At 70.0% G+C, this 23,356-nt stretch carries 19 protein-coding genes; 1 reads left to right on the plus strand and 18 read right to left on the minus strand.

Going from position 1 to position 23,356, the window contains the following annotated elements; all coding sequences use genetic code 11:
- Positions 1-34: 34 nt before the first annotated feature.
- The 8 genes from WMF42_RS11935 to rpmH form a co-directional block, all read right to left on the minus strand.
- Entirely contained in the window at positions 35-2,176 is a 2,142-nt protein-coding gene (locus WMF42_RS11935; protein ID WP_437691961.1) for an FHA domain-containing protein, read from the minus strand.
- A gap of 229 nt (positions 2,177-2,405) precedes the next feature.
- Positions 2,406-3,575 (minus strand): FHA domain-containing protein, encoded by a 1,170-nt coding sequence (locus WMF42_RS11940; protein WP_061605796.1) that lies wholly within the window; start codon positions 3,573-3,575, stop codon positions 2,406-2,408.
- Positions 3,576-3,842: 267 nt separating this feature from the next.
- The gene (rplS, locus tag WMF42_RS11945; protein WP_061605772.1) at positions 3,843-4,196 is read right to left on the minus strand and encodes a 50S ribosomal protein L19; all 354 of its coding nucleotides are present in this window, start codon (positions 4,194-4,196) and stop codon (positions 3,843-3,845) included.
- A gap of 300 nt (positions 4,197-4,496) precedes the next feature.
- A complete protein-coding gene (locus WMF42_RS11950) occupies positions 4,497-5,060 on the minus strand; it encodes a protein jag (protein WP_233561023.1) in 564 nt (187 codons plus the stop codon).
- A complete protein-coding gene (yidC, locus tag WMF42_RS11955) occupies positions 5,053-6,837 on the minus strand; it encodes a membrane protein insertase YidC (RefSeq protein WP_437691962.1) in 1,785 nt (594 codons plus the stop codon). Before yidC ends, WMF42_RS11950 begins: the two co-directional genes overlap by 8 nt.
- Positions 6,838-6,992: 155 nt before the next feature.
- On the minus strand, positions 6,993-7,367 hold the full coding sequence (gene yidD, locus WMF42_RS11960; RefSeq protein ID WP_081426115.1) for a membrane protein insertion efficiency factor YidD: 375 nt from the start codon (positions 7,365-7,367) through the stop codon (positions 6,993-6,995).
- A gap of 65 nt (positions 7,368-7,432) precedes the next feature.
- A complete protein-coding gene (gene rnpA / locus WMF42_RS11965) occupies positions 7,433-7,993 on the minus strand; it encodes a ribonuclease P protein component (protein WP_437691963.1) in 561 nt (186 codons plus the stop codon).
- A 6-nt stretch (positions 7,994-7,999) separates the two neighbouring features.
- A complete protein-coding gene (gene rpmH, locus WMF42_RS11970) occupies positions 8,000-8,149 on the minus strand; it encodes a 50S ribosomal protein L34 (protein ID WP_061605775.1) in 150 nt (49 codons plus the stop codon).
- Positions 8,150-8,522: 373 nt separating this feature from the next.
- On the opposite strand from rpmH, the gene WMF42_RS11975 reads away from it, so the two are divergent.
- Positions 8,523-10,163 (plus strand): OmpA family protein, encoded by a 1,641-nt coding sequence (locus WMF42_RS11975; RefSeq protein ID WP_437691964.1) that lies wholly within the window; start codon positions 8,523-8,525, stop codon positions 10,161-10,163.
- Positions 10,164-10,441: 278 nt separating this feature from the next.
- Here the strand turns inward: WMF42_RS11975 and WMF42_RS11980 are convergent, their stop codons facing one another.
- From WMF42_RS11980 to WMF42_RS12025, 10 genes are all read right to left on the minus strand, one after another.
- On the minus strand, positions 10,442-12,601 hold the full coding sequence (locus tag WMF42_RS11980; protein ID WP_437691965.1) for a thioredoxin domain-containing protein: 2,160 nt from the start codon (positions 12,599-12,601) through the stop codon (positions 10,442-10,444).
- Between the two features lie 62 nt (positions 12,602-12,663).
- Positions 12,664-13,983 (minus strand): beta-ketoacyl-[acyl-carrier-protein] synthase family protein, encoded by a 1,320-nt coding sequence (locus WMF42_RS11985; RefSeq protein ID WP_061605778.1) that lies wholly within the window; start codon positions 13,981-13,983, stop codon positions 12,664-12,666.
- A 47-nt stretch (positions 13,984-14,030) separates the two neighbouring features.
- Positions 14,031-14,906 (minus strand): acyl-ACP desaturase, encoded by an 876-nt coding sequence (locus tag WMF42_RS11990; protein WP_061605779.1) that lies wholly within the window; start codon positions 14,904-14,906, stop codon positions 14,031-14,033.
- Complete coding sequence (locus WMF42_RS11995) at positions 14,903-15,154, minus strand: acyl carrier protein (RefSeq protein ID WP_020734986.1); 252 nt, start codon at positions 15,152-15,154, stop codon at positions 14,903-14,905. The genes WMF42_RS11990 and WMF42_RS11995 overlap by 4 nt, the downstream gene beginning before the upstream one ends.
- Before the next feature lie 3 nt (positions 15,155-15,157).
- Positions 15,158-16,042 (minus strand): class I SAM-dependent methyltransferase, encoded by an 885-nt coding sequence (locus tag WMF42_RS12000; protein ID WP_061605780.1) that lies wholly within the window; start codon positions 16,040-16,042, stop codon positions 15,158-15,160.
- Positions 16,029-17,846, minus strand: coding sequence for a fatty acyl-AMP ligase (locus WMF42_RS12005; protein WP_061605781.1), 1,818 nt, complete (start codon positions 17,844-17,846; stop codon positions 16,029-16,031). Before WMF42_RS12005 ends, WMF42_RS12000 begins: the two co-directional genes overlap by 14 nt.
- Before the next feature lie 465 nt (positions 17,847-18,311).
- Positions 18,312-19,394 (minus strand): DUF4340 domain-containing protein, encoded by a 1,083-nt coding sequence (locus WMF42_RS12010; protein ID WP_061605782.1) that lies wholly within the window; start codon positions 19,392-19,394, stop codon positions 18,312-18,314.
- 27 nt (positions 19,395-19,421) lie between these two features.
- Positions 19,422-21,263 (minus strand): GldG family protein, encoded by a 1,842-nt coding sequence (locus tag WMF42_RS12015; protein WP_061605783.1) that lies wholly within the window; start codon positions 21,261-21,263, stop codon positions 19,422-19,424.
- Between the two features lie 8 nt (positions 21,264-21,271).
- Entirely contained in the window at positions 21,272-22,006 is a 735-nt protein-coding gene (locus WMF42_RS12020; RefSeq protein ID WP_061605784.1) for an ABC transporter permease, read from the minus strand.
- A gap of 5 nt (positions 22,007-22,011) precedes the next feature.
- Positions 22,012-23,190, minus strand: coding sequence for an ATP-binding cassette domain-containing protein (locus tag WMF42_RS12025; RefSeq protein WP_233561025.1), 1,179 nt, complete (start codon positions 23,188-23,190; stop codon positions 22,012-22,014).
- Between the last annotated feature and the right edge of the window lie 166 nt (positions 23,191-23,356).

Below are 23,356 nucleotides of genomic sequence, written 5' to 3' on the forward strand. Positions count from 1 at the left end.
GTCGCTCGGGGCGTGAGGCCGGGCCTCGGACACGCTACTCCAAACGGACGCTGAACTCGACGGGGCCGAACCGCAAGGACGCGCCGGGCGGCACGGGCGTCCAGACCGCCGCGGCGGTGCGCTGGCCGTTCACGTACGTCCCGTTGTTGGACCCCTCGTCCCGCACGAAGAGCTGGCCGGCCTCGAGCTTCAAGCTCGCGTGGGTGCCGGACACGCGCGGCTCCGAGAGCGCGATCATGCACGTGGCGCCGTCGCGGCCCGCGCGCACCTCGACGCCGGGATGCACGGTGAAGATGCCCGTCGGACCCGAGAGCGTCGCCCGGCTGGCCCCGCCCGGGAGCGGCATCATCGGGCCGCCGCCGTACCCGAAGTCGCCCGGGGGAGGCGGCGCGGGCGCGTACGGCGGCGCGGCAGGCCCGCCGCCCGCCACGATGGGTCGCGGCGGCGCCGCCGCGACCGCGCCGCGGCGACGGCCGCCGCCGCCGCGGAAGATCGACACGAGCAGCAGCACGATGACCACGCCGCCGAAGGTCACGCCGCCGATGAGCAGGTACGGCAGCGGCGCCTCCTTCGCCTTCAGCGTGAGGATCTTGTCGGCCGTGACGGCGCTCGTCCGGCGCGCCTGGTTGTCGTAGACGATGAGGCGCGCCGTCATCTGGTCGCCCTTGCCCACGAGGAACTTGTCGGTGTCCGGGAGCTCGAACTCGACGACGCTGTCGCCGGCGGTGACCGCCTTGCCGCGCATCCCGCCCTCGATCAGCGTCCGCTGGGCCTTCTTCGCGTCCTCGAGGTTCCCGCCCTGCAGCGACTGCGGCGCGGCCTGGTTCTTCGGGACCATGTAGATCTCGGCCCGCTGCGTGTTGCCGCCCCAGCAGAAGTTGCCGAAGATCTTCACCGTGCTGCCCGGGTAGAGCGGGTCCTTCTTCGCTGCGCGATCGGTCGCCTCCCGGTCGATGTCGAGCGGCCACGCGGTGGGATCGATGCCGACGGGGACGTTCTGGAACGTGGCGTCGCCCGCGATCGGCGGATCCGTGTTGATGAACGCGAGCTTGAACGTCTGCGTGATGCTCGGCGCGACGCACGAGACCCGCCACTTCACGATGTGCATCTTGTTGAAGCGGGTGCGGATCGCGTTGACGATGTTGGCCGCGCGCCGCTGCTGGCCGTCGCGCACCACGCTGAAGAAGCCGCCGATCTCGGTGTTCGCCATCCCCTCCATGAACTCGCGCGCGTTCGCCGTGAACTCCTCGACGAGCCGGCTCGGGAACCAGATCGAGATGACGGGCACCGGCGTCTTCGGCAGGACGTCGTTGTTCTCGGGGAACCGCCCCTTCGTCAGGTAGTCCCGCAGGAGGTTCGACGCCGCGGCGGTTGAGCTCGGATCCGCGCCCGCGGAGCCGTTCGAGAGCACCACCATCGCCTGGTGCATCGGCACCGGGACCCCCTGACCGGCGTTGCCGAGCTCCTTGAACGCGTCGGTCGCGGCGTTCTTGATGATCGTGAAGAGCGGGCGCGTGCGGCCCTGCGTCGGGTAGGTGCGCGTGACGCCGGCGATGGCCTGCGCCGCCGTCTGCTTGTTGCTGACCCACTTCGAGTCCTCGACGACGCCGCGATCGTTGAAGAAGATCACGTCGACGATGTCGTTCGGCTGCATCGCGTTGACGAACGCGCTCGCGACCGCCTTCGCCTCGTCGAAGCGGGTGCCCATGCTCGACGCGGCGTCGATCAGGATGAGCCACGCCGTCCCGACGCCCGGCTGGCCGGCGCTGTCGCCCCACCGCGCCTTCGACTCGAACTTCGCCGGCAGGTCCGTCCCGTCGACAGTGACGGAGAAGATCGCGTTCTTGTCGGGGAAGTCGAAGGACGAGTAGAGCGCCGACGGCTGCTCGATCGCGTCGGAGATGCAGTCGAGGTTCGCGTCGCCCGTGAGCGCGGCGCAGTTGCGGGTGATGTCGCTCAGGCGCTTGTTCTGCACGACCTCGAGCACGGTCGTGAGCACGGGGGAGCCGTCCACGGTGCTCGCGCGCGGGTCGACGCGGAGCAGGTGCGCCTCGGGGGCGGCCTCGGCGCGGCCCTGGCCGGCGAGGAGCGCGAGGACGGCGGCCGCGAGCGCGAGGAGCGGGGCGCAGAGCAGGGCTCTGCCCCCGCGCCCCCCGCGACGGGCGGGGGCGCTCATGGAGTGGATCGGGCGAGTCGCGTCATGAGAGGGAGTCATGCGTGGGGATCTCCAGCGAGCGCGAGGGAGCAGAGGAGCGCTCCCCGCGCGAGCGGGGCGGCCGCCGCGCGCTGGCGGCGGCTATCCGGTTGGTTTTCACGCAGCCTGGCAGGGGCGCCAAGTGCCGCTCGAACGTCGCGGGGGAAGGGGGCCGGGCTGGGCAACGGCTCTCCTCGTGCGATGGGGCCGGTCAAGCCCGCGCGGCCACGTTGAACAGGATGACGCTGAAGCCGCCGAAGCGGACCTTGTCGCCATCGCGCAGCTCGCGTCGGCCCTGGAAGCCGATCGCCTCTTCGTTGTGGAACGTCCCGTTGGTGGAGCCGAGGTCGGCGAGGATGATGCGACCGCCGTCGATCTCGATCGTCGCGTGGTGCGTCGAGGTCGTCCCGTGAGCTATCTCGATGTCGACCTTCTGCCCTGTCTCCGCGCGGCCAATGATGTTCTTGCCGTGCCAGAGCGGCCAGAACCTGCCGAGCGGGTCGTCCTGGAAGCTCACGAGGAAGCCCGCGAGGGGGCGGCGCTCCTGCCCGATGCTCCCCGCCCTCGGCGGCGACGACGTGTGCTGGTGCACCGCTGGCGGCGCGGACATGTACTGCGGCGGCGGCGCCGGCAGCGGCATGCCCTGGTGGGGCGGCGGGGGAGGAGGCGGGGGCGGCGGCTCGCCATAGCCGCCGCCGAGGCCGCCCGGCTGCATCATCGGCGGGGGCGCGGACGGCCCGCCCTGGTTGGGCGGGTAGGCGGTCTGGTTGAAGGCTTCGCCGCTCATCTGGATGCCGTCGAGGGCGATCGGGTGGCCTCCCTCCATGCAGAACGAGCCGCCCGCCGGGATCGAGTGCCCCTGCACGCAGCGCGCGCCCTGCTGCTGCGGGGGCGGACCGAAGCCCGGCCGCGGGGCCCCGGGGTAGCCGCCTTGCTGCTCCTGGTAGCCCGGGGACGAGCCGTAGCTGCCGCCCGGCGCGCCGAACACCGGCGGCTCCGGCGGGAAGGGCGGCGGCTTCAGCGGCAGCGGAGGCGGCGGCTGGGGCGCGCCGTAGCCGCCGGGCTGCGCCCCGAAGGGCGGGGGCGGGCCGAAGCCGGAACCGCCACCCTCGGGCGGCGGCGGGAAGCCGGGAGGCGAACCGGGAGGAGCCCCGAAGGGCGCCGGCGGGGGCGGACCAAAACCGCCGCTCGGCGAGCCGAAGTTGGGAGGAGGCTCAGGGGGTGAGCCGAAGCCCGGACCAGCAAAGGGGGGCGGAGGAGGCGGGGGCGGAGGAGGCGGCGCACCAAACGCGCCGGGCCCGGACGGGGCGAGCGGCGAGGCGCAGACAGCGCAGAACTTATCGGCGGGGGTCGCGGGCGCACCGCAACGCGGACAGAGCATGGTGATCCTTCTCGGGTTTCGCGGCGCCCGGGGCGCCGCCGCCGCGAGCATACCGTGGGCGCTCGGCCGAGGATCAAGAAGAAGTATGCGGGAATCCTTGCTGGCGGGCCGACAATGCGGCCGGCGCGCGGGCGCGCATCGCGCAGGGGCTGCGGCGGCGCGCTGGTGAAGGCGGCTGCGCGCGCGGAGCCAGAGGACGGCTGCCCGCCGGGTAGGCGGATCTGCGGGGCGCTCTCTTCAAGCGGCCGGGACGCCGGCCGGGGCGGATCAGTCCTTCGCGTCGCGGACGCGGGCGGCCTTGCCGGCGAGGTTGCGCAGGTAGAACAGGCGCGCGCGGCGGACCACGCCGCGCGAGACGATCTCAACCTTGTCGATGCGGGGGCTGTGGAGGAGGAAGATGCGCTCGACACCGACAGTGAAGCTCACCTTGCGCACGGTGAAGGTGCTCCGGACCCCGGCGCGGTGCCGCTTCAGCACGACGCCCTGGAACACCTGGATGCGCTCCTTCTCACCCTCGACGATCCGGTAGTGGACGCGCACCGTGTCGCCGACCCGGAAATCCGGGATCCCCTCGCGGAACAGGGGAGCTTCGATCTTCGCGAGGATGTTCGAGGTCTGCATGGTCGGTCAATCCTTCAAGGTCGGGGATCCGTCTTCGCGGTTCCTGCTCAAGGGGGCAGGGCCGCCGCCGTTCATCGGCTGCGTCCGGCGGAGCGGAGGCCGCGTGCGGCCGTGTGCTTCACGCCATGAACGCAGATGCTGCCCGGTTGCGGTTCCGGGAGCATGGACGCGAGCGCAGGCTCGCGTACCTCCCCGGGGGGTACCGGAGAGGTGCGGCATTATGCATGCGGGCGATCCGGTGTCAACGGCGGCAACGGCGCGGATGCGCGCTGCGCGTCGCGTTCTGTGTCGGCGACGGGCTCAGCGACGGACGGGGATGATCTGCACGCGGCGGGCTTCTCCCTCGCCGTCGCTCTTCGTGACGACGCCGGGGAACTTCGCCAAGGCGAGGTGGACGACGCGGCGATCCTGCGGGTTCATCGGCTCGAAGGTGATGATCTTGCCCTCCTCGACCGCCTGCTTGCCCAGCCGGCGCGCCATGGAAGAGAGCGTGTCCTCGCGGCGCTGTCGGTAGCCCTCGGCGTCGATGATCACGTGGCGCCGCTTCTTGCCGGGCCGGTTGATCACGCGGTTGGCGAGGAACTGCAGCGCCGAGAGCGTCTGCCCCTTCTTGCCGATCACGCGGCCTGCGTCCTTCCCCTCGATCTCGAGGCGGATCTCCTCGGGCGGATCCTCCTCTTCGTTCTCGAGGAGGTCGACGGTGCAGTCCATGCCCATCGCCGCGAGCACATCGATGACGAAGTCGAGCGCGATGTCGGCGCGCCCGTCCTCCACGAACTCGGCCGCGTCGCCAGCGCCTTGCGCCTCCGCGTCGACATCGACGTCCGCCGCGTCGATTCCCCTTTCGGCAGCTTCACTATCCACGGACACGTGCTTTTCCCTTTCCGAGAGCAGGCGCCGACTTGTCGTCGTCGCCGGGAGTCTTCTTCATCGCGGATTGGGGCTCCGCGGTCGCGACCTCGCGCACCACGATGCCGCCGGCCCGTTCGTCCCTCGCCTTCAGGTACCGCTCGACGAGCACCTGCTGCCCGATGCCGAGCCAGGTGTTCGTCAGCATGTAAACGCCGAGGCCAGCCGGGAGGAAGAGCATCATTGCGGTGAAGATGCCGGGCATCAGGTACAGCATCATCTTCTGCTGCGCCGGGTCGCCCTGCGGGGGCATGATCTTCTGCTGGATGAAGCTCGACGCGCCGAGGACGATGGGGATGATGAAGTACTTCCCCGGAGCGGACAGGTCCGGGATCACGGGGCCGAACGGGGTGTGGTAGAGCTCGACCGCCGTCTGGAGCGCGGTGTAGAGGGCGAACCACACAGGCATCTGGAGCAGCATCGGGAAGCAGCCGATGACCGGGTTCGCGACCTTGTTCTTGCGCCAGAGCTCCTGCATCGCGAGGCCGCGCTGGGTGGCGTCGTCCTTGTACCTCGCGTTGATCTCGTCCATCTCCGGCTTGAGCTTGCGCATCGCCGCGGCGCTCTTGATCTGCTGAATGCTCAGCGGGAAGAGCAGCATCCGCACGGTGATCGTCAGCAGGCAGATCGCCCAGCCCCAGCTCCCGACGGCGCCGTAGAGGACGTAGAGGTACGAGACGAGGATCTTCGCGATCGGCGAGAACCAGCCGAGGTTGATGACCTCGCTCGCCCCGTGGCCCACGGCGGCGAGCAGATCGCGCTCCTTCGGGCCTGTGAAGGAGAGGACCTTGTAGGTCACCGCGCCGCCGGGCGCGAGCTCGTGCTCCGGATAGGCGAGCCGCGCGCGGTAGACGTGCCCGAAGCTCGGATCGTTGCCCTTCTGCGGGTGCTTCGCCGCGTCCCAGATATCCTCGATCTGGGTCTCGGCCACCGGCTGCCCGGGCCCCTCCAGCGGGATCGCGATCTTGCTGAAGTAGCTGCTGGCGACCGCGACGAACCGCGCGTTCCCGGGCGTGCGCCGCCAGCGCTCGGGGGTGAACTCCGGGTCCTTGAAGTCGTCCGGCTCGAAGGCGTCGGGGTGCTGGCGCTCCGTCTTCTGGTCGGTCGCGGCGACCGTCTCGGTGATCCACTCCGAGAGCAGGCCGAGGTGGCCCTCGGTCTCCTTCTGCGTCCGCCACGAGGTCTGCTCGACGGCGAACCGGTGCTTGCGCGGCTCCTGCGCGAGGTTCTCGACCGTCACCTGCAGCGAGAGCTCGAAGGGGCGGCCCGTGGCGGCGACGAGCTTGGTCAGCCGCGTCGTGTCGTCGGTGTAGGTGAAGGTGCAGCTCTTGCCGTCCTGCGCCGAGAGCTTCCAGTCAAGATCATCGAACGGCACCTGCGGCGCGCTGCCGCCGGGCAGGCGCAGGTCCGTCCTGAGGGGCATGCGCGACTCGAGCGACGTGGTGACCAGGTCCATCGGCTGGCGCTCGCCGTTCGCGGTCGCGTACTTCGGGTCGGTCATCCAGAGGTGCCGCACCGACCCGCCCCGCGTGGACAGCTCGGCCTTGAAGCGAGGTCCCTCGATGACGCAGGCCTCCTCGGGGGCGCGCTCCGCGGGGGCCGTGCTGTCGTTGACGTCGAGCGGCTGGAACTGCACCTCGGCGCTGCCGAAGAGGAGCGGCTTGCCGTACTGGATGAACAGGAAGATGGCGAGGCCGAGGAACAGCCATTTGGCGATATTGCTGCGTTCCATGAAGTCCTTCGTCGGTCCCAGGATCTCGATCCGCGCCCCTCGCGGCTGGAACCTCGTGACCCCTCACGAGGCTGCCCAGGGTCGCTCCAGATGGGCTTCGCTCCGTGACGTGTCGGGCGCCGCGCCGCCGGGGCCGAGTCGACGGTCGAGCGGGATCAGTCCATGAGATTGACCCGGCCGCTGAAGCCCGCCTGCCCGGGAGGCGAGGCGAGCTCCGTGCCAGTAGACGAACAGCGTGCCGCATCCCGCCGGTCAGCGTCCCGTTGCGGCGGCATCTGGGCCGCCGCACCACGGCGAAGACGAGGTGGAGGAGGAGGGTCGAACCCGCCCGGATGAAACGGGTGACACCTACACAGTCGTCTGAGCGAAAGCAAGCTCCCCCGCAGCGCTCCATGCCCCAGGATGCAGGCTGCGGCATAGCGCGAGCAGGAAGGCTCGAACCGGCAGACCGGCCCCATCAACGCCACGATGACCTTGGAGAGGGTCATCTGGTAGGCGCGGATCAGCGCGAGGAGGAGCTTCGCCAGCATGCGGTGACCCGTGGGAGAGCAGGGAGCTTGGGGCTCGGCGCACCACGGCGCAAGGCTGCACGGCATCATCCTCGGGCCGGCAGCGCCGGATTTGCCTCGGCGCGCTCGTCCGCGTCGCGCGCCGCAGCGGCGATCGGCGGCGCGGCGGCGAGCGCGTCCCGCGCCCGCCGGCGGACCACCGGGACCACGCTGCGCAGCTCTGCGAGGACGTCCTCGAGGCCGAGCGAGCCAGCGCCGGTGCGCAGGATCACCACGATGTCGACGTGGTCCGGGAACAGCTCTGGAAACTTCCGGAACGCCTCCCTGAGCAGGCGCTTCGCGCGGTTGCGGGCCACGGCGCCGCCGACCTTGCGCGAGGCGACGAGGCCCAGGCGGGACGCCGCGCCCGGCGAAGGCGGCGCGGCGGCGGCGCCGCTCTCGCTGAGCGCGGCGCTGCGCTCCTTGCCGCGACGGGCCGCGCCGCGAGGCGTCGCGGCTGTAGGGGCCGCGACGAGGATCAGCAGGTGGCGGGTGGTGACGCGATGACCGCCGTTCTGGATGCGGACGAAATCAGCCCGCTTGCGGATGCGCCTCGCGCGCGGGAAAGAAGCGGACGCCGACGAGCGCTGGCGCGCTGGCGTCGTCACGCCGCGTTACTTCTTGTAGATGCTGGGCGCGAGCCGGGCGCGGCCCTTGCGGCGGCGGTTGTTGATGACCTTGCGACCGCCGGCGGTCGCCATTCGCGCACGGAAGCCGTGGGTCCGGGCGCGGCGGGTGTTATGGGGCTGGTAGGTGCGCTTCATGGCTGATGGTCCCTTGGCGTTCTGGACCGCGAACGGCGGCAACCTGGCCGCACGTCAAGCGGGCGCGCAAGAAAGCACGGCGTTCGGCTCAGGTCAACACCAGACGACGCGGCGTGGCCCCGGTTCGCCGTTCTCTCTCACCTTTCTAGGTACCTGGGTTAGCGTGTAGCCTCCGAACGACCGCGATGACCGTTCTAGGCGGGTCACAGGAGGGAATTTGGCGCGCACCGGAGGACACAGGGGGGAAAAGCAGCACGTGACTGCGCGGAGCGTCAGGCGACGCGCGCTGGGCGCTGCTGCGGCGGGAGCGTTGTTCCTGGGCGCGCTCCCTGCCAGCGCACAGACCAGAACGTTCTACCTGGACCGGCTCTACATGGCCGGCGCTCCCGACGACTCGATCGCGCTCTGGCGGCCGCAGGTGGCGCCGCAGACGCGCTTCTTCGGGCAGTTCGGGCTGGGCTTCGGCCTCAACCCCTTCCGGGTCGAGAACATGCTGAACGACGAGCGCTCCGCGGAGCGGTTCAGCAGGGAACACGGCGCGCCGGTGTCCTCGCAGTTCATCGGGTACCTCAACGGAGGCGTCGAGTTCCTCGACCGCTTCAGCGTCCAGGTGGGGCTGCCGTTCATCGGATTCCAGACGAGCAACCAGACGAACGACTCGGACGTCGGCGGCGCGCAGGACGCGGCGAGCCCGTCCGCGGCCGCGATCATGGACATGCGGCTCGACGCGCGGGCCATCCTGTACCGCTCCGACGATCGCTCCTTCAAGCTGGGCGTCAACGCGGCGGCGTGGGTGCCGACGGGCAACGCATACTCGTTCTCCGGCGACAAGGGCACGAGCGCCCTGATCGGGCTCTCGGGCGAGATCGACCTCAAGTCGATGTTCTTCGTGCTCAACACCGGGGTGCAGTTCCGTCCGTTCACCTCGCTCAACGACTTCAACGTGTCGAACGAGTGGCGCTGGGGGATCGGCGGCTTCGTGCCGCTGCGGAACGGGACGATGCGGCTCGGCGCGCAGATCTTCGGGTCGACCGGCCTCGGCCGCAGCACGACGTTCACCGGCGACAACACCCCGCTCGAGTGGATGGCCGAGGGGCGGGTCGCCCTCGACGAGAAGAAGAAGGGGTGGCTCGGGGTCGGCGGCGGGACGCGGCTCAGCGGCGGCTATGCGCCGGATTTCCGGCTGGTCGGCGTCATCGGCTACGCGTTCGGCATCTCGGACGTCGAGCCCATGTCGCCCGGCAGGCGCTTCCAGGCGCCCCCGCCGCGCTCCGCGGACACGGACAAGGACGGCTACCCGGACGACATCGACCTCTGCCCGACCGATCCCGAGGACGGCAAGATGCCGAACCCGAGCGACGGCTGCCCGGCGCTGCCCGATCGCGACGGCGACGGCATCCCCGACACCAGCGACAAGTGCCCGGATCAGCCCGAGGACTTCGACAAGATCAACGACGCCGACGGCTGCCCGGAGGACGACGCCGACGAGGACGGCATCGCGGACGCGAAGGACGCCTGCCCGAAGGAGCCGGGCGAGCCCAGCCCCGAGCCGGCGAAGAACGGCTGCCCGCAGTTCATCCGCCGCATCACGGGGTCGAGCGAGATCCAGATCCTGAAGCAGGTGCAGTTCGCGACCGGCAGCGCGAGGATCCTGCAGAACAGCTACGGCATCCTCGACGAGGTCGTCCGGCTGCTCAAGGTGAACCCGGAGATCTCGCTCGTCGCGATCGAGGGCCACACGGACAACCGCGGCCCCGACCAGCTCAACGAGAAGCTCTCGAACGACCGCGCCCACTCGGTGAGGACGTACCTGATCGAGCGGGGCGGCATCGACCCGGCCCGCCTCACGGCGGCAGGCTTCGGGCCGAGGCGGCCGATCGACACCAACGACACCGAGGCCGGGCGCCAGAAGAACCGCCGCGTCGAGTTCCACATCCGGGAGAGCAACACCGGCGGCACCAAGGCGGGCGGCGACAACGGCGGCGGCAGCAGTGGCGGTACGGTCACGCCGTAGGTGCCGGGGCGGGGCGGCGCGCGCGGGGGCTCTGCTGTTCGCGGTCCTCTCGTGCGCGTGCCGCCCCGAGCAGGGGGCGCCCTACCAGTGCGATTGCACGTTCGTCACGGACTTCGACGACGACGCGAGGCTCGATGTGGAGATCTGCGCGCCGAGCGAGGCCCGCGCCGAGGGCGTGGGGCGCGGGTGCGCTCAGACCCACGCGCCGGGCCCGGTGTCCGGGTGCTCGTGCAGGAGCATCCCGGGCCGCGGGCCGTGCGAGCTCCGCGCGTGCCGCGCTACCCCAGCAGAGCCCTGAGCTCGGCCGGGCTCGTGACAGGGGCCGAGCACGCTCGCCCCCGGCAGACGTAGGCCACCGCCTCGCCGGGGCGCGCCGGCTTCCCCTCGGCGACGACCTTCACCGCCGCGGCGCTCTCCGGGCGCGCCGGATCCACGACGACGACCGCCCGGCTCGGCAGGTAGGCCTTGAACGCCTCGCGGGCGAGGTCGCCGGCCGCTGCAGAGCCCGCCTCGCCGACCACCACGACCGTCACGCTGCCGCGCGCCAGGCGGTCGAGCACGCACACGGTCTGGCCGAGCCCGAAGGGGTTCTCGAGCGCCGCCGGCGCGAGCGCCTCGAGCTGCCGCTCCGCCGGGGAGAGGTAGCGCTCGTCGGCGATCTCGGCGAGGCGCAGGCAGAGCTGCGCCGCCATCGAGACGGCCGACGGCGCGGCCTGATCGTAGATGTCCTGCGTGCGCGCGATCAGCGCGTCGCCGTCGTCCGGCGTGAAGAAGAACCCGCGCGCGGCCTCATCCCAGTGGTGCGCGATCATCGCGTCGGCGATCGCGCGCGCGACGCCGACGTAGCGCGGATCGAAGGTCGCCTCGTACAGGTCGAGCGCGGCGTTCCCGAGGTACGCCTGGTCGTCAAGGAACCCCGGCCGCACCTCGGTCGCGGTCGCGCCGGCGCCGCCGCGCTCGGCCCTCGCGCCGCCGGGCGCGCCGTCCTTGAGGTACCGGCCGACCCGGCCGCCGCGCAGGAGCTTCCGCTCGAACAGCGCGAACGCGCGCGCCGCGGCGTCGACCCAGGCGGGCTCATCCAGCGCGCGGCCCGCGTCGGCGAGCGCGCCGATGAGCAGCCCGTTCCAGCTCGCGAGCACCTTGTCGTCGCGCGCCGGCCGGGGCCTGGCCTCGCGCGCGGCGAGCATCCTGGTCCTGGCGCGCGCGAGCGCCTCGCGGCACCGCTCGATGTGCGTCCCGGCGTCCCCGTCCGCGCCCGCGTCGAGGACGGCCGCGGCCTGCTCCACCGTGCGGTGCTGCGACAGCACCGTCGCGCCTGTGTGCTCGAAGTTGCCCTCCTCGGTGATGCCGAAGACGAGGCGGGCCACGTCGTACGCGAGCTGATCCTGGCCGACCGCCGCGCGCAGATCGTCGAGCGTCCACACGAAGAACTTGCCCTCGCTCCCCTCGGAGTCGGCGTCCTGCGACGCGTAAAACCCGCCCTCCGGGTCGCGCATCTCGGCGAACAGGTAGCCGACGAGCTCGCGCGCCGTCTCGGCGTAGATCGGCTTCTTGAACGCGCGGAAGCCGTCGACGTAGAGGCGCAGGAGGAGCGCGTTGTCGTAGAGCATCTTCTCGAAGTGCGGCACGAGCCAGCGCTCGTCCGTGGAGTAGCGGTGGAAGCCGCCGCGCAGGTGGTCCCAGATCCCGCCGTCGCGCATCCGGTCGAGCGCGAGCTCGACGCTCTCGGCCGCGACGCGATCGCCCTCGAGCGCGCCGCGGCGGAGCAGCACGTCGAGCGACATCGTGTTCGGGAACTTCGGCCGCGTGCCGATGCCGCCGTGGCGGTTGTCGAAGCGCGCGAGGAGCTGCCGCGACGCGCGCCGGAGCAGGTCCGACGAGGCGGGCTCGGCGGCGCTCGCGGGCCCCGCGGCGCGCCCCGGCGCGCGCTGCGTGCGCTCGATGGCCTGGGTGATCTCCTGCGCCTGGAGCTCGACCTCGTCGCGCCGGTTCCTGTAGGCGTCGGCGACCGCGTCGAGGACCTTCGGGAAGCCGGGCATGCCGAGCTTGTCCTTCGGCGGGAAGTACGTGCCCGCGAAGAAGGGCCGCTGATCGGGGGTGAGGAACACCGTGAGCGGCCAGCCGCCGCTCCGGCCCATGAGCTGCACGACGAGCTGGTAGATGTGATCGAGGTCGGGCCGCTCCTCCCGGTCGACCTTGATGTTCACGAAGAGCTCGTTCATGCGCCGGGCGATCGCCTCGTCCTCGAACGACTCGCGCTCCATCACGTGGCACCAGTGGCAGGCGGCGTAGCCGATGGACAGGAGGATCGGCCTGTCCTCGCTCCGGGCGAGGTCGAGCGCCTCGGCGCCCCACGGGTACCACGCGACAGGGTTGTGCGCGTGCTGAAGGAGGTACGGCGACGATTCGCTCGCGAGCCGGTTCGTGTGGGCTGCCATGGCGCCCACCTAGCGCCGAGCGGAGGGGACCGCCAGCGGTGGCCTGGACGGCGTCGGGGCGCCTACGCCCGCTCCAGCACGAGCGCGCAGTTGTGCCCGCCGAAGCCCGCCGAGCACTTCACCGCGTACCGCACGTCGACCCCGCGCCGCTCCCGCACGACGTCCAGGGCGCAGCCCGGATCGAGCTCATCCACGTTGATCGACGGGTGCAGGAGCTGATCGCGGAGAGAGCACACGACGGCGATCGTCTCCACGGCGCCGGCGCCGCCGAGCAGGTGCCCCATCATCGACTTGGTCGCCGAGATCGGGATGCGCGCGAGGCGATCGCCGAACACGCGCCGCAGCGCGAGCACCTCCGCGGCGTCGCCCTGCGGCGTCGAGGTCGCGTGCGGGTTGATGTAGCCGATCGCCTCCGGCGCGGCGCCCGCACGCGCGAGGGCGCGCTCCAGCGCGAGCGCGAGCCCGAGCCCGCCGGAGTGCGGACGCGTGAGGTGCTCCGCGTCCGTGGTCATCCCGAAGCCGGCCAGGTACGCGAGCGGCCTCGCGCCGCGCGCCAGCGCGTGCTGCTCGTCCTCGAGCACGAGGGCGCCCGCGCCCTCGCCCATCACGAAGCCCTGGCGGCGCCGATCGAACGGGCGGCTCGCGCGCGTCGGATCGCCGTCGACAGCGCGGGCGAGCGCCTTCGCGTTGCCGAACCCCGCGACGGTGTTGAGCCGCGTCGCGGCCTCGGCGCCCCCGGCGACCATCACGTCGGCCTCCCCCGCCTCGATCATGAGGGCCGAGGTCGCGATCGAGTGCGTGCCCGTCGCGCACGCGCTCGCGAGGTTGTACGACGGCCCCATGAGCCCGTAGCGCATGGAGATGAGCGCCGCGGCGCCGTTCGGCATGACGCCCGGGATGAAGAAGGGCGACACGGCCCTCGGCCCGCGCGCCGCGCTGCGGGCGACCTGCTCCTCGAAGATGTCGACGGAGCCCATCCCGGTGGACATCAGGCACCCGACGCGGGTGCGATCGAGGCCGCCCGCCGCCGGCGCCGCGTGGTCGGCCGGCGACGCCGCGCCGGCGCTCTCCGCCGCCTCGTCGTCCGGCGCGGGGGCGCGCTGGATCGGCGCGATGCCCGCCTCGCGCAGCGCCTCCACGGCCGCCGCCAGGCTGAGGTGGGTCACCCGGCCGTAGATGCTCGCTTCTTTGGGCGACAGGTACTGTCCGACGTCGAACCCCTTCACGCTGGCGGCGATGTCGCTGCGGAGCTTGTCGACGGGGAAGTCGCGGATGTAGTCCACGCCGGATTTGCCGGCGAGGAGGTTCTGCCAGGTGGTGGCGGCGTCGTTGCCCAGCGGGCAGACGGCGCCGATCCCGGTCACGACGACGCGCCTTCGCATCGGGGGGCTCGCTCTTGTGGGGGAAGGGGGGGGCAGGGGAGAGGGGCTCAGGCGGAGAGCGCCTGCGGAGCGTCGGTTACGTTGGGAGCGCCCGCGAGGCCCTCGATCGACGTGTCGCGGCGGCGCTCCCCGCTGCGGCGCAGGTCGATCGCGGCGCGCTGTGCGGCGAGCATCTCGTGCCGGCCCACCCCGAGGTACTTCAGGATCGGCATGTAGACCTTCTGGATGAACACGTTCCGGTCGATGCCGGCCTCGCGCATCTTCAGGATGCGCGAGTCGTAATCGGGGACGATCCCGACGCCCGGCATCTCGAAGTTCGCGAACACGTGCGCCATGTCCGCGAGCGTCCCCTCCCGGTCCTCCTCGAGCAGCACCTTGATGACGCTCTGGTAGAAGCGGCAGTGGGCGATCTCGTCGCGGGCGATGTAGTCGTAGATCGTCCGCAGGCACTCGTCGTTCTCCGCCGCCGCCCGCTCCCGGTGCTTCACGTAGATGACGAACGTCGCCATCTCCTGCACGCAGCCGTAGAACGTCATCTGCCGCGGCGTGTGGAACGGGAGGTTCCACTGCTTCGCGAAGATCTGGTGCTGCAGGTCGGTGAGCTGCTCCTCGGTGCGCTTGCCGGAGCGGAGGAGATACTGCATCAGCGTGAGCGAGTGCTTCGACTCCTCGTAGGCCCAGTTCGCCTGGAACCACGCCTGGCCGAAGTAGCTCCGCACGAGGTTGATGCCGTTCGCCACGTAGTCGGGCAGGTACATCTCGACCGAGCAGAACGTCTCCGCGCAGAGCGCGAGCTCCTCGCTCGCCTCCTTGTTCGCGCGCTCCCAGGGGATGTCCTGGAAGAGGTTCCAGCGGCGCTCCCGCTCCGCCTTCTCGAAGAAGGCCATGTACTCCCGGAAGATCTTCTCCTCCAGCCCGCTCATGCGCCTGCCTCCAGCCGCTCCCCGACCTTCTTGCAGAGGTCGCCCACGGTGATGAGCTCGACCAGATCCTCGTCCGGAATCATGATCCCGAGCTCCGTCTCCATCTCTCCGACGATCTGCATCATCGAGAGCGAGTCGATGCCGAGCTCCGTGATCACCGACGCCGCGGTGACGTTGGGGAACTCGCGCTTGTCCACGCGGGCGGCAACCGTCTTGAACATCTCGAGCAGATTGGTCTTGTCCGTCATGGTTCAGTCGATCCTGCGAAGCTCGTATTGAGCGAGGGAGCTGTAGTGCTTGTCGAACGCGTTCACGCACGTCGACAGGTAACGATCGTAGTCATCGAAGACCTTGTCCCCCCACGTCGACCGGATGGTCTTCTCGTTCAGCCTGAGCCGGCGGAGCCACTCCGCGGTGGTGCGCTGGTAGTGCTCCCGCCGGGTGTTCACCTGCATCACCTCCCAGTAGGGGTTCGCCGCCTGGATGATGTCCTCGAGCCGCGGGTTCAAGCCCCCGGGGAAGATCTCCTTGGTGACGAAATAGATGTCCTCGAGGTCCTTCCGCGTGCCGGCGGGGAGCCCGCCCCAGGGCGTCATCCGCGGCGTCCGGTTGCGGAGGATCGTCTGCAGGCCGAACCATGCGCCCTTGTTCGTGAGCTCCCAGGCCTTCTTGAAGTAGGCCCGGTAGATGTCGATCGCCTTGCCCTGGCGCGCCTCCTCCGGCGAGCACAGGTGATCGATCATGCAGATCGAGATCAGGCTGTCGAACCGCTCGGCCGTCGTGAAGGTCCGGAAGTCGCCGCCGATCACCTCGACCCCCGGGATCTTGCGGGCGTTCACCTCGGCGGCCTGCGCGGTGGACAGGGTGACGCCGACGGCGCGCTTCACGCCGCGCGAGGTGGCCACGTACTCGAGCGCCGCGCCCCAGCCGCAGCCGATGTCGAGGACCTTCTTCTCGGGCGTCACCTTCGCGAAGTCCGACAGGATCCGGAGCTTGTTGAGCTGCGCGGCCTCGAGGGACTGCTCGGGGGACTCGTAGACGGCGCTCGTGTAGTTCATGCGCTCGTCGAGCCACAGCCTGAAGAACTCGTTCGAGACGTCGTAGCTGACCTCGACCTCGGCCTTACTGGATCCCATCGATGACTCCTTCGACACGTGCCGGGGCGCCGCCCGCGCGTCCCCCTTCGGTTCGCGACGTCGATCCGCTCGCGCGGTCCGCGTCGACATGGGCAGAGGGCAGGACGCCCCCGTCGAGCTCCGAGGCGAGCTCGAGCTCGCCGGCCTCATGGCGCCGCTTCATCTCGCGGCGCCGCACCTTGCCGCTCGACGTCTTCGCCAGCGTCCCCCGCTTGATCAGCGCGACCTCGGAGAGCTGGACGCCGAGCTCTGCGCGCACGGCCTGGGTGATCGCCTGCGCGACGCCCGCGACGCTCCGCTTGACCTCGGCGACGACCACGGCCCGCTCGGCCCCCGAGGCCTCGATGCACGAGAACGCGACGCAGTGGCCGGCGCGCACGCCCTCCACGGAGGACGCGACGCGCTCGATGTCCTGGGGGAAGTAGTTCTTGCCGCCCAGGATGATGAGGTCCTTCGAGCGACCGCAGAGGTAGACCTCGCCGGCGACGGTATAGCCGAGATCGCCCGTCCGCAGCCAGCCCCCGCCGAAGGCGGCCTCCGTCTGCTCCGGCTCGTTGAAGTACCCGGCCGCCACGCTCGGACCGCGCACCCAGATCTCGCCCACCTCGCGCTCGCCGAGCGGCGCCCCGTCGGGCCCCGCGATGATGAGCTCGTGGCAGGGGAGGGGGCGACCGCAGGACACGAGCTCCAGCGAGGCGCCGCCGTTCGCGGGCCGCGCCTTGCCGGCCTGCATCGCCCTGGCGTCCACGCGGTCGGTGGTGAGCGGGGCCTCGAGGTCGCTGAAGGTGATCGCCAGCGTGGCCTCGGCCATGCCGTACGAGGGCAGGATGCTCTGCGGGCGGAGCCCCCGCTTGCCGAAGCGGTCCAGGAACGCGCGCAGCACGTCGGCCTGGATCGGCTCCGCGCCGCACCCGAGCGCGCGCAGGCAGGAGAGGTCCCAGCTCCCCGCCTGCGTGTCGGTGACGGCGCGCGTCGCGAGCGCGAAGGCGAAGTTCGGGGCGAAGGTGATCGTGCCGCGGAACCTGTGGATCGCGTCGAGCCAGAGCGACGGGCGGCGGATGAACGCCGTCGTCGGCAGGAACATCACCGGCACGAGCGCGTAGAGCGGGGCGACGACGAAGCCGATGAGCCCCATGTCGTGGTAGAGGGGCAGCCAGCTCACGCCGCGATCTTCCGGGGTGGACCGCAGCCCGTCGAACATGATCGCGTGGCTGTTCACCGACAGGTTGCGGTGGGTCACCATCACGCCCTTCGGCCGCGAGGTGCTCCCCGACGTGAACTGGAGGAACGCGAGATCGTCGAGCGACACCTGCCAGGGCTCCGGCGCGCCCGGGGCGTCGAAGCCATCGGTCTCGCGCAGGTCGCGCTCAACAACGATCTTCAGCCCTTGCCCCCCGGCCGCCCCGCCGTGGCCGTTCGCGGCGAGGTACGCGTCGATCATCTCCTTGAGCTGCTCGTTCGTCACCAGCACGCGCGCGCCGGACGCCGCCAGGATGTGCTGCACCGTCTCGCTGTACGCCTCGAGCTTCGCCAGCGACTGCGGCGGATACATCGGGACGGCGACGATACCGGCCGTGAGCGCTCCGACGAAGGTGAGGACGAACTCGTCGGCCTCGGTCAGGATGAGCGCGACGCGGTCACCCTTGCGGAGCCCGAGCTTGCGGAGCGCGTGCGCCCTGCGCTGCGCCTCGAGCCAGAGCTCGGCGTAGCTGATCGAGCGCTCCTCCCCCGAGCTGCGAACGAACGTGACCGCGCGATCGGCGTGCACCGCATTTTGCTGGAGGACTTCGACGAACGTTCGCATGTCTGTCGTCTCACGCTGACCGGACGTAAGGATCCGTCCTAGGGGACACCCCGGGCCGGAGTGAGCGCAGCCATAAGCGAAATTCGGGCCAGGGCAAACAGAAAACAATGAAGTCCAGCATTCGAGCCTGATTTCGCCGTCCGGGCTCGCCTTGACGCCGCGCGGCTCGCCCCGAGTGACGAAAAATCGTGCGCAGAGTGCGTCGAATACTCGTCACATGGCACCCTGGGTGCGAAGCGGGTTTCGCGTGCCTCGCGGGGCCTCCCCGGCGCCGTGGCGCCGCCTCTGGCCCGGGCGCTGTCGCGGGCGGGCTGGCACCGGCGCGACCGATTACCACGGCTGCCGGTGTGTTGCCTCGGGTTCTCCGCGGCGCCCTTCACGCCGCGCCGCGCGGCCCCCGGGCCCACAAAACGCGAGAGGCGCCGGTCTCCCGGCGCCTCCCTACCTCATGCGCGATGTCGCGAGCTACTCCATACCGCCCATGTCCATGTGGCCTGCGGCCTCGTCTTCATGGGCGTCCTCGCCCTTCTTGTCGTCCTTCTTCTCGGTCTTCTCGAACTTCTTCGGCTCCGCGAGGGCCCAGTCCGCCGACCAGGACGAGATCACGTAGATGGTGCCGTCTCCGCCCTCCTTCGTGGCGTAGCGGCTCTGCCCCTTCGCGGTCTTGCCGACGTTGATGGTGAAGTCGCCGGCGTTGTCCTTCAGCTTGATCTTGACGATGCCGCCGCTCGTGACCGGCGCGTCGAGCCCCGTGTCGGCGGCGGACTTGCCGTCGCCGAAGTCCTCCGCGCCGAGGCCCTGGAAGGCGCGGAGCATGTCCTTCACCTTGGCCTCGTCGAACTTCTCCCACTTCGCGGAGGCCGCGCCGATCTTGCCGGCCTTGTCGCGCGGCGCGAACGTGCCGCTCCACTTGTCGTCGTTCTTCGAGAAGCTGAACAGCCCGTTCTTGTTCTCGACCGAGGCCTGGATCGCGTTGTCGTCCTCGAACTTGAGGATCGAATTCTCGCGCCAGTTCTTCGCCTCGCGCGTGTAGAGGTAGCTCGAGTAGCCACCCGCGACGTACACGCCGTCCTTCCCCTCGACGCGCGCCATCTGCCCGCGCGAGCCGCTCTTGCCGAAGTAGATGTCGAGCGCCTTCTCGTCGCCCTTGTAGGCGACCACGTGGACGGCCTTGTCGTCCGTGAGCTCGTACTGGCCGTAGGTGGCGGTCGTCCGGTCGATCGCCTCCTTCAGCTTGAGCTCCTTCAGGTTGTCGAGGATGCTCCGCACGTTCGCCGTGTGCGCCTTGGCGCTCACGGGCTTCGTGACCTCCCACGTGTCGCCCTTCTTCTCGAGCGTCACGTCGGCCTTGTCGGCGTTCTTGATCGAGAGCTTCGTGATCTTCTCGACGTCGTCCTTCGACATCCCGATGCTCGGCAGGTCCGCCGTCGCGGCGGTCACCGAGTGCGCCTCGCGCTCCGCTCTCTCTCTCTTCTGCGTGAAGTACACGCCGACGCCGAGGAGCGCGAGGACGACGAACGCGATGTAGATTTTCTGCTCGGTCTTCATGGCTCTTTCACCCCACGGGGCTCTGGCTCAGTCGAGCGTGATGTTCTCGCGGGCGCTCTCGCGCCGCCGCCACCGGACGAGGCCGAACGCGGCGAAGAGGGCCGCCGGCAGGAGCGTGAGCGTCCACTGCACGCGCTGCTGCACGGTCTTCCGCTCCGCCCGGTACTCCTCGGCCTTCTTGGCCAGCGTGGCCTCGTCGTCCGTGGCCTCCTGCTTCGGCTTCTCGATGTCCGCGTAGGTCAGGTTGGTCTCGCTGAACATCTTCGCTGTCGCGGCGAGCAGCGTGCTGTCCCCCGCCATCCAGTCGAGCGTGTTCTTGAACGCCAGGATGGTGGCGGTCAGGTACTTCTGCGCGTAGGACTGCGAGAGCATCTGGAGATCCTCGTCGCCGCCCATCCCGCCCATCATCTGCATCTGCGGCGGCATGGGGGGCGGGTTGCCCGAGCGGGCGAACGGGTTCGCGAGGAACTGCGACGCCGAGAGCACGAGGATCCGGCCGCGGTCCGCGCTCTCCGCGGGCGCCGAGATGCCGAGCCCCTCCTGGCCGCCGAAGGCGCTCTTGAGCTTGCCCTCGATCGTCACCGCGATCGCGCGCTGCGCGTACTCGCCCTTCGGCTTCCACTCGGCCGAGAACTTCATGTCGATGTTCTCGGACGTGTCGATCGTGGTCTTCGGGGTCGAGCGGGCCACGACCTTCATCGTCGCCTCGGGCTGCTTCTCCGGGTGCGGCACCAGGGTCGACGGGAAGGGGAAGGCGAGCTCGGGCAGGCGGAAGAAGCCGGGGAACGACGAGTCGAGGATCTGCTCGTCCTCGTCGAGGCGGCTGTCCTCCTGGAGCTGGAGGATGCCCGGCGCGCGGAACCACATGAGCTGGCCCGTCTGCGTCTGCACCGGGATGGCCATCGAGCGGCTCCAGTCGAGGATCGCCTCCTTCTTCATCTCGACGCCGTAGCCGTCGAGCAGCTTCTCGAGGCCCCAGGTGTTGAGCGTCGCCTTCATCGAGGGGTCGGACGCCTTGAGGTTCACCGCGCCGGCGAACACGGCGAGCGCCTTGTTGCCGAGCATCAGGAACTGGTCGATGCGGCGCAGCTCCTTCTCGGTGAACTCCTTGCCCGGCTGCGTGATGACGAGGCCGGCGAGCTCCTTGTTGACCTCGCTGTCGCCGCCCTTCAGGTCGACGTCCTCGAACTTGTAGAACGGGAAGTGGTGCTCGAGCAGCGCGCGCATCGAAGGTCCGCCGCGGCCGCCCTGCGCGGCGACGAGGTTCGCGTCGCTGAGCTTGATCTCGTCCTTGCCGGTCACGATCCCGATCTTGGTGTCGATGCCGTCCGCCTTGTCGCGGATCTCGCGGATCGTGTTCGTGATCCAGAACTCGAGGCCCTGCGCCTGGTCGGGCGAGAGCATCGGGATCGCCTCCTTCTCGCTGCCGTACTTGAAGGCGATGCCCATGAACCCGCGGGTGATCGTGGCCTGGTCCTGGCCGGTCTCGCTCCCCTCGCCGAACGCGGCCTCCTGGAGGCCCGCCTCCTTCGCGGCGGCGCGCTGCTCGTCCGTCTTGGCCTCGATGAGCGCGTAGCGGAGCTTGCCGTTCGAGGCCTGCTCGTACTCGTTCATCAGGTCGGTGAGGTCCTGGATGAACGCCTCGTGCTTCGGGAGCCCCCGGGTGACGTAGACGTCGATCTGGAGATCCTGCTTGAGCCCCTCGCGGACGAGGTGCGCCGAGCCCTTCGAGAGGGTGAACCTCTCGTTCTTGGTCATGTCGACGCGCTTGTAGGCGCTCAGCGAGATGACGTTGGCCACCACGAGGATTGCGGCCACGATGGCCAGGTAGACGCCTGTTTGCGTCGCGGCTTTGACTTTCCGTTCCATGGTAGTCCTTACGCCCACTTCCTGCGCTCGAGCGCCCTGAACGAGGCCATGAGGCAGCCTGCGGTGACCGAGAGGAAGAAGACGATGTCTCGAGTGGACACCATGCCGCGCGCGAACGGCGCGAGGCGGGTGTCGAAGCTGATGAAGGAGAGGACGTCGCGGATGAACGACGGGGCGTAGTCAGAGAAGTTGTCCACGCCGTGCAGGAACGCGAGCACCAGGAAGGTGATGAAGAACGCGATCACCTGGCTGTCGGTCAGCGACGAGATGAGGAGGCCGATCGAGACCGCCGCCGCGCTGTAGAGCACGAGGCCGATGTAGCCCGAGGCCACGGGCCCGGTGTCGAGCGCGCCGAGGTGCCAGGGCCACGAGAACATCAGGATCGGGTAGAGGATCGTCGAGAAGACGAGCACGAGCACGAGCCCCCACGCGCCGAGGAACTTGCCGAGGACGACCTCGTGATCCTGCACGGGGAGGGTGATCAGCATCTCGAGCGTGCCGCTGCGCTTCTCCTCGGCGAGGAGGCGCATCGTGATGACGGGCACGATGAGGAAGGAGAGCCCTACCGGCGCCCACGTGAAGAGCTGCACCAGCGAGGCGCGGTCCGCCTGCCAGAAGCCGCCGTTCATGAAGAAGAAGATGACGCCGAGCGCGATCAGCCCGAAGCAGATCACGACATAGGCCAGGGGGGAATCGAAGTTGGAGCGGAACTCCCGCTTCGCGATGGTCAGGGTGGTGCTCATACCGTTCAGCCCTTCTTCTTGGCCGGCGCTTCGTCCTTCGCGGCCTCGTCGTCGTCGCCGTCGTCGTCCTTCGCGGCCTCGTCGGCGGCGCCGTCCTCGTCGTCTTCCTCGTCGTCTTCTTCGTCGTCGGCCGCGGCGCTCGCCTCGTCCTCGTCCTCGTCGTCGGTGATCAGCTTGCGGCCGCGGTCCTTGCGCTCGTCGCCGCGCGTGAGCGACTTGAAGACGTCCTCGAGGCTCTGCGAGTCGCGGCGCATCTCGAGGAGGAGCCAGCCCTTCTGCACGACGAGCTGGAAGAGCTCGGGCCGGATGTCCCCGCCGAGCGCGCCGAGGAGCTGGAAGCTGTGGGCGCTGTCGTCGGTCGGCAGCTCGGTGACGCTGGTCACGCCGGGCAGCCTGGAGAGCGCCTCCTGGACCTCCTGGGCGGTCGGGGGCTTGCGGGCGCCGGCCCCACCGCCCTCGAAGACCCTCTTCTCGTGGACGGTGACGACGTACCGGACCTTGCCGCTCTTGGAGCGGATCTCGTCGAGGGGGCCGTCGGCGACGACCCGCCCCTTGGAGACGATGATGGCGCGGGCGCAGGCGGCCTCGACCTCGGAGAGGTTGTGGGTGGAGAGCAGGATCGTCCGCTCCTTGCCGATCTCCTTGATGTAGCGGATGACCTCCGCCTTCTCGTTCGGGTCGAGGTCGCTCGTCGGCTCGTCGAGGATGAGGATCGGCGGGTCGTGGACGAGCGCCTGCCCCAGGCCGACGCGCTGGCGGTAGCCGTGGGAGAGGGTGCCGATGTCCTTGCCGAGCACCTGGGCCAGGCCGCACACCTCGACGATCCCCTTCATCCGCTTCTTGAACACCGACGGATCGAGCCCGCGCATGTCGGCGACGAAGGAGAGGTATTCCCAGACGTTCATCTCTCCGTAGAGGGGGGCGCGCTGGGGCAGGTACCCCAGCTTGCGTCGCACATCGAGCGGCTCGTCGAAGACGTCGTACCCATGGACCCGCGCCGTCCCGGCCGAAGCCGAGATGAAGCAGGTGAGGATGCGCATCGTCGTCGACTTGCCGGCCCCGTTCGGTCCGAGGAAGCCGACGACCTCGCCGCGATGGACCTCGAAGCTCACCTTGTCGAGCGCGCGCAGCGACCCATAGCGCTTGGTCAGCGAGCTCGCCTCGATCATCACATCGCTAGCCAAAATGACCTCCTTCGATGGTTCCTTGGACGCGGAGCGCCCTGCCCCGCGGTTCGCCTTCGCGATCCCCCGCCGTGACCGACGGGCGCGCCGTCGGGGCGCCCTGGATCGCCCATTACCCAGGCGAAAGGCGGCGCCATCGTAGCGACGGGGGGATCTCTGTCAACAG

Source organism: Sorangium sp. So ce176 (genome assembly GCF_051519835.1).
Taxonomy (GTDB): Bacteria; Myxococcota_A; Polyangia; order Polyangiales; family Polyangiaceae; genus Sorangium; species Sorangium cellulosum_G.

Excerpts from the sequence above, each read along its gene's own strand:
- WMF42_RS11935 (WP_437691961.1), bottom strand. The coding sequence starts at position 2,176 with ATGAGCGCCCCCGCCCGTCGCGGGGGGCGCGGGGGCAGAGCCCTGCTC.
- WMF42_RS11940 (WP_061605796.1), bottom strand. The coding sequence starts at position 3,575 with ATGCTCTGTCCGCGTTGCGGTGCGCCCGCGACCCCCGCCGATAAGTTC.
- rplS (WP_061605772.1), bottom strand. The coding sequence starts at position 4,196 with ATGCAGACCTCGAACATCCTCGCGAAGATCGAAGCTCCCCTGTTCCGC.
- yidC (WP_437691962.1), bottom strand. The coding sequence starts at position 6,837 with ATGGAACGCAGCAATATCGCCAAATGGCTGTTCCTCGGCCTCGCCATC.
- yidD (WP_081426115.1), bottom strand. The coding sequence starts at position 7,367 with ATGCTGGCGAAGCTCCTCCTCGCGCTGATCCGCGCCTACCAGATGACC.
- rpmH (WP_061605775.1), bottom strand. The coding sequence starts at position 8,149 with ATGAAGCGCACCTACCAGCCCCATAACACCCGCCGCGCCCGGACCCAC.
- WMF42_RS11975 (WP_437691964.1), top strand. The coding sequence starts at position 8,523 with ATGGCCGGCGCTCCCGACGACTCGATCGCGCTCTGGCGGCCGCAGGTG.
- WMF42_RS11980 (WP_437691965.1), bottom strand. The coding sequence starts at position 12,601 with ATGGCAGCCCACACGAACCGGCTCGCGAGCGAATCGTCGCCGTACCTC.
- WMF42_RS11985 (WP_061605778.1), bottom strand. The coding sequence starts at position 13,983 with ATGCGAAGGCGCGTCGTCGTGACCGGGATCGGCGCCGTCTGCCCGCTG.
- WMF42_RS11990 (WP_061605779.1), bottom strand. The coding sequence starts at position 14,906 with ATGAGCGGGCTGGAGGAGAAGATCTTCCGGGAGTACATGGCCTTCTTC.
- WMF42_RS11995 (WP_020734986.1), bottom strand. The coding sequence starts at position 15,154 with ATGACGGACAAGACCAATCTGCTCGAGATGTTCAAGACGGTTGCCGCC.
- WMF42_RS12000 (WP_061605780.1), bottom strand. The coding sequence starts at position 16,042 with ATGGGATCCAGTAAGGCCGAGGTCGAGGTCAGCTACGACGTCTCGAAC.
- WMF42_RS12005 (WP_061605781.1), bottom strand. The coding sequence starts at position 17,846 with ATGCGAACGTTCGTCGAAGTCCTCCAGCAAAATGCGGTGCACGCCGAT.
- WMF42_RS12010 (WP_061605782.1), bottom strand. The coding sequence starts at position 19,394 with ATGAAGACCGAGCAGAAAATCTACATCGCGTTCGTCGTCCTCGCGCTC.
- WMF42_RS12015 (WP_061605783.1), bottom strand. The coding sequence starts at position 21,263 with ATGGAACGGAAAGTCAAAGCCGCGACGCAAACAGGCGTCTACCTGGCC.
- WMF42_RS12020 (WP_061605784.1), bottom strand. The coding sequence starts at position 22,006 with ATGAGCACCACCCTGACCATCGCGAAGCGGGAGTTCCGCTCCAACTTC.